This window comes from Neisseria sp. P0021.S007, assembly GCF_051956855.1.
Map to the genome: position 1 here is coordinate 1 of NZ_JBQCXA010001713.1, position 443 is coordinate 443.

The 443-nt window shown below is 33.6% G+C and carries 1 protein-coding gene; it reads left to right on the plus strand.

What is annotated here, in order from left to right; genetic code table 11:
* The coding region (locus ACTHUR_RS21070) for a hypothetical protein (RefSeq protein ID WP_440400755.1) at positions 1-272 on the plus strand (272 nt) is incomplete at its 5' end.
* Positions 273-443 lie beyond the last annotated feature (171 nt).

Here is a 443-nt window from a genome sequence, read left to right on the forward strand (position 1 = left end):
TTGATATTCTTTCGGACAAGAACTTTGAGCGAATATTTTCTGCTATATTGCAAGGATTGTTAGAATTTAAGTTTAGGGAAATGTTTACGAAATTTGAGAATAATGATTACGAGTTCCATAATTCAGTTGCTGGAATATTTTATCAAGTAGAAGTAATGGTTCCAATTCGTGGTGTAGATAGTTTTTTTATTGCAAGAGTTGCTACATATTACCCATTTTCTCCTAAAGAATTAGCACAATTTCTTTTCCAGCCATTAGCAATAGGAATTTGATTGTATTAGAAAATATTGACTGTAATAATACAGTAAATGCAGGGAGTTTCCTTGGGTACACACTCTTTGGTAGGTTTCCTGTATTTGTTCTACACCGTCTGAAAGCCTGATTTTTTCAGACGGCCTAAACAACAAGCTGTTCCCAAACAAAAGTACGGTTAAAATCAAGAG